This is a genomic window from Capnocytophaga sp. oral taxon 324 str. F0483 (assembly GCF_000318315.2).
GTDB classification, from domain to species: domain Bacteria; phylum Bacteroidota; class Bacteroidia; order Flavobacteriales; family Flavobacteriaceae; genus Capnocytophaga; species Capnocytophaga ochracea.
In genome coordinates this window covers 1-4,965 of record NZ_KB291484.1, presented here as the reverse complement: position 1 = coordinate 4,965, position 4,965 = coordinate 1, and the positions used below count along the sequence as shown (strand labels likewise).

Annotated in this window: 3 protein-coding genes and 1 pseudogene; all 4 read left to right on the top strand. The window is 34.9% G+C overall.

Annotation, left to right across the window (positions count from 1 at the left end):
• A pseudogene (locus HMPREF9072_RS12310) lies at positions 1-222 on the top strand (PepSY domain-containing protein); the annotation flags it as partial.
• 3 nt (positions 223-225) lie between these two features.
• Positions 226-399: a hypothetical protein gene (locus HMPREF9072_RS01165; RefSeq protein ID WP_009410113.1), complete on the top strand. Its 174-nt coding sequence runs from the start codon at positions 226-228 to the stop codon at positions 397-399.
• 564 nt (positions 400-963) lie between these two features.
• The gene (locus HMPREF9072_RS01160; RefSeq protein WP_009410112.1) at positions 964-1,983 is read left to right on the top strand and encodes a replication initiation protein; all 1,020 of its coding nucleotides are present in this window, start codon (positions 964-966) and stop codon (positions 1,981-1,983) included.
• Positions 1,984-2,104: 121 nt separating this feature from the next.
• The gene (locus HMPREF9072_RS01155) at positions 2,105-4,591 is read left to right on the top strand and encodes an ATP-dependent Clp protease ATP-binding subunit (RefSeq protein ID WP_009410111.1); all 2,487 of its coding nucleotides are present in this window, start codon (positions 2,105-2,107) and stop codon (positions 4,589-4,591) included.
• Positions 4,592-4,965 lie beyond the last annotated feature (374 nt).

Genomic DNA, 4,965 nt, shown 5'->3' with positions numbered 1-4,965 from the left:
CACGATGAGGGGTGGAAAATATGTGCTTTTCAAGTATTTGCTATTGCTAAAAAATATGCAGGAGATAACTATTATAGAAAAAATCCTATTTTTCAATTATGTAAAGATAAGTATAAAGGAAAAGAAGTATGGAAAATTAGCTATAAAAATAAGCGTTATAGATGGCGCTCATTATATATAGACAAAAATAATGGAAGAATTTTAAAAGTAGAAAGGGGGTAATTTATGAAAATACCCCACGAACTGATGCACGTATTAGGATTAGAACATACTTTTGAAGAGAAAGAGCACCCTAATAAGGAACATATTTTTAGAGAGGGAAGTACTAAAAATTATATGGATTATAATAACAATAAAGAAATTATTTTCAATAAAGATAGAAAATATCTTTTTGAATGAAAAGTGAGCTTGCAAATTTTTCAAATATACTTAATTGTTTTCAATTGGTTTATGCAATTGATGTTTTTGTGGGACAAAAACACACCTTGCTAAGTTTCTAAGTTCTTTTTAACTCTCCGTTATATCATACGAATTTATAATATTAGATATTAGAAAAAATAAATTTTTGCGCGCCCAGTTTGTTTTTATCGCTTTATGAGATGATTTTTTCTTCCTTGCTATGACGTATTGTTTTTTGTTAAAAAAAATGAATTTTACCTTTAAACTCTCTTGATTGTATTAAAAAAATATCATAACTTATTATGATACTTATCAATTAAAAATGGAGAATGCTTTAAACCTTTTACTAGAAATGGATTAAGAGGTATTGAAAATGTAAATAGTAGGAGTTTTATAATGAATAGTAGGAGTTTTATAATGTAGACATATTCTTTTAGTAGGAGTTTTATAATGTATTTTTCAAAAAGTAGGAGAATTATTTTTATAACTCCTACTTTTTATATATCTTTGCCCCATCTATTAGTAAAATAGGAGTTTTATAATGCAAAATAACCTATAAATAATATGGAAGAAAATAATAATAAAGAGCTAGTACAATCATATATTCTTACTACGGCTAAGTATGATTATAACGTATATGAAAAACGTATTTTATACCGTATTATAGAGCTTATGCAAGAATTAACTGAAGGAAAAAAATTAAATGAACGCTATAACGTTCAGAACAATCTTTTTGGGGATGTTGATATACAAATGCCTACAAAGAGTTTTTTGAAAGACGAAAAAGACAACAATCATAGTATCGCTAAGAAAGCCCTGTTGGCACTTAACCAAAAACAAATAAAAACTGAGGACAATAATGTTTTTAGAGCTTTTAATCTCATTGAGCGTCCTGTTATAGATAAAAAGGCAGGAATGGTTAGTTTTAGGTTATCTCCTTTCATAGCATCAGTATTTATGGACTTTTCAAAAGGATATAGAAAATATGAACTTCAAACAGCGATGAGTTTTGAAAGTGTTTATGCAATGCGTTTCTATGAGATATTTAGTAATCAGAAAAAACCTATAACTTTTACTGTTGAGCAAATTAAGGGAATGTTTAATATTACAGATAAGTACAAGTATACAAAAGATTTTATAAGAGATGTCATAAATGCTGCTAAAAAAGAACTCGACAGATATAGCCCTTATACTTTTGATTTTGAACTTAATAGAAAAGGAAGAGGAGGAAAGATTGTGTCTATAACTTTTACTCCTAAATACCAGCCTCAGTATATGGATACTGATTTGGAACGCCGTGGTTTAAATCAGAAAATATCTTCAAGATTTTCCTTATCAAAAGAAGAAGTAAATTATTTAACCCAAAACTTTGGTTTTACAGAAATAGAATTACGCAAGAATATAGAAACTTTTAAAGATATAAATGCTGTTTCTGATTTGCTAAATGAGTGTGCAACAATTAAAGCTAAAATGAATGAATATGAAAGAAAGGGGAAAATTATAAGTAATAGAAAAGGATACTTGATAAATGCCCTTAAAAAGAAGATAGAAAAAATAGTTTCAGAAGCTAATAAGAACATATAAAACAGCAGATTACATTTTATAGTAGGAGTTTTATAATGTGTTTACAATTCTTTTAGTGGGAGTTTTATAATGTATTTTAATTTCTTTTTGTACATTTGCCTCTGTATAAAATAGAAAAACAATGGATTTTTTAAACTTAGACGAATCAGTACAATCGGCTATTAGAATAGCTAAATCTACTGCCAGAGAATACGGCAATAAATATTATACCCCTGCACATTTGCTCAAAGCATTACTACATAAAGAAGTAGGTTTAGGTAGCTTTGTAGTTTCATTAGGTAAAGATGCTCTTTTCTTGGAGGAATGGGCTGAAATACGAATGGAAGAATGCGAGCGACTGGCCGGCGTTACCGAAGTAGATGCTGATGAAAAAATACCTAAAGTTTTCGAAGAAGCGGATAATGTACGCCTCAAATTAGGTTTGTTGCAAATCAATCCTATTTGCACTCTTTGCGCCTTAGCAAAGCCTGAAGTAGGCTTCTCTGCCGACCAGCTTAAATCTTTTCCCATACGCGAAAAAGAAATATTAGACTTCTTCTTACAAGGAGACCATATTCCTCTGCAGGTACTTCAGCAGTCTGAGGGTCAAGAAAACAGCGGTACTACTTCTCAACCGCTTACAAACTTACTAAAATACTGTATTGATAAAACTGCCCAAGCTCGTGAGCAAAACTTATCACCTATTGTAGGGAGAAATAAGGAAACAAGGCAAATGCTTGAAATATTAGGTAGACATAGCAAGCCCAACGTGATGATTATAGGCGATTCGGGAGTAGGAAAAACAGCTATTGTTGATGGACTTGTTTACGATATTATCAATGAAAAAGTACCTTCTTTCCTTTCTGAAACTACTGTTTGGGAATTAGACAACGGAGCCTTGATAGCAGGAGCTACTTATAAAGGCGAAATAGAAGACCGTTTGAAAAACATTATCAAAGAGCTTCGCCAAATGGATAGGGTAATTCTTTTTATAGACGAAATACACACGCTATTAGACCCTAAACAAGGCAATGCAGGAGCCGCCAATATCCTAAAACCCGAACTCTCTAAAGGAAATCTTACCGTTATAGGGGCAACCACTACCGATGAGTACCGCAAACTCATTGAACCCGACCACGCTTTTAGCCGTAGGTTTGAAGTCCTATCGATTGAAGAGCCTACTGCCGAAAACGCTACCGCTATGTTGCATTTTTCTCTTGAAAAATACAAAGCATTCCACAAATTAGACGTAAGCGATGAAGCCCTAAGCAAATGCGTAACGATGGCTAAAAGATACGTAAAAGACCGCCGTTTGCCAGACTCAGCTATTGATTTGCTCGACCGCACAATGTCGGCTGTAAAAATGACTAATGAAGCTGCTACTACTGACCATCTTTCGCTATTGCAACAACTCAAAGAATTAGAGGAAAAACGGATAGACCTCACAGATGACGATTTCTTAAAAGAGCTATCAGAGGTGTGGAGAGATTTTTCGGTAGGGTTGAGCCCTATTGTAAAAGGCTTTTTAAACCAAGACGTAAAGATAGACGAAAATACTGATAGTGCTACCGTTTGGGAAACCCTTAACACCATAGCCTCACAAATAGAAGCGTTTGCAAAGAAACCCATACAAAAAGTAGAAGAAGAACACTTAGCAAGTGTAGTGGCGGCAAAAACTAATATACCCGTAGGAAAAATACAAGAAGGTGAAAAAGAAAAATTACTGCAAATGGAGCAAGTCTTACAACAGCGCGTTGTAGGGCAAGATCACGCCATAAAATCGCTGACTGATGCTATTTTGGAATCGCGTAGCGGAATGAACAAACAAGGGCAACCGATTGGTTCTTTCTTTTTCTTAGGGCCTACGGGAACAGGGAAGACAGAGCTTACCAAATCATTGGCAGAAGCCCTTTTTAACGACGAAAAGGCGATGATACGCTTTGATATGTCGGAGTTTAAAGAAGAACACTCAGCTGCCTTGCTCTATGGAGCGCCTCCAGGATATGTGGGCTATGAAGAAGGTGGACTTTTGGTGAACAAAATACGAGAACAACCTTATTCGGTAGTACTTTTTGATGAGATTGAGAAGGCACACGCCTCGGTTTACGATATCTTTTTGCAGATAATGGACGAGGGGAAACTGCACGACCGCTTGGGCAAAGAGGGCGATTTTTCGAATGCGATTATCATTTTTACCTCGAATGTAGGGAGCGATTGGATAGCCCAAGAAATGAGCGAAGGGCGACACCCTACCACTATACAGATGATGGAAATAATGGGGCGTTACTTCCGCCCTGAGTTCTTGGCGCGTCTTTCGGAAATAGTACCTTTTTCTCCTATTAAAGAAGAAATGCTTTTAAAAATATTTGACATACAGTTTAAAGGATTTAGAAAACTCTTGCAAGCCCAAAATATGGATATTACGCTTACCGAAGAGGCTAAGAAAGCGTTGGCCTTTAAAGGTTTCACTCCTAAGTACGGCGCCCGACAAGTAGCGGGTACTATACGCAACTACTTGCGCCGACCTATCTCACGAATGATACTTTCAGGAACGCTCAAAAAAGGACAATTGTTAGTAGGCAATGTAAATGACCAAGAGGAAATAGTGTGGGAAGTAAAAGATTTTTAGGAATAAAAATATATAAACAATTTATATACAGTGTTTAACAATCAAATATAAATAAAATATATTATATATATTATTACTATTTATGTTTTATGCCATTGGTTGCAACCCCGTGCGAGCTGTACGGGCAGGGTGAGCCATACGAATGGGGGGAAAAATTAGCAAATGTGGAGGGTTGAGAGATTCGGAAGAAAACGGAGAGGTTCGGAATGGAGTATTGAGGTAGAAGGCAAAAGGTAAGAGGTAAAATGGGTGTGGTTAGCTTATAGAGAGCTTATAGGAAACTTATACGAATCTTAGACGATTGGTATAGAAAGGGTGTATAAACGGTTGATTTATAATGTAATACAACAAGGCTAAAAATGTTAAAAACGGGG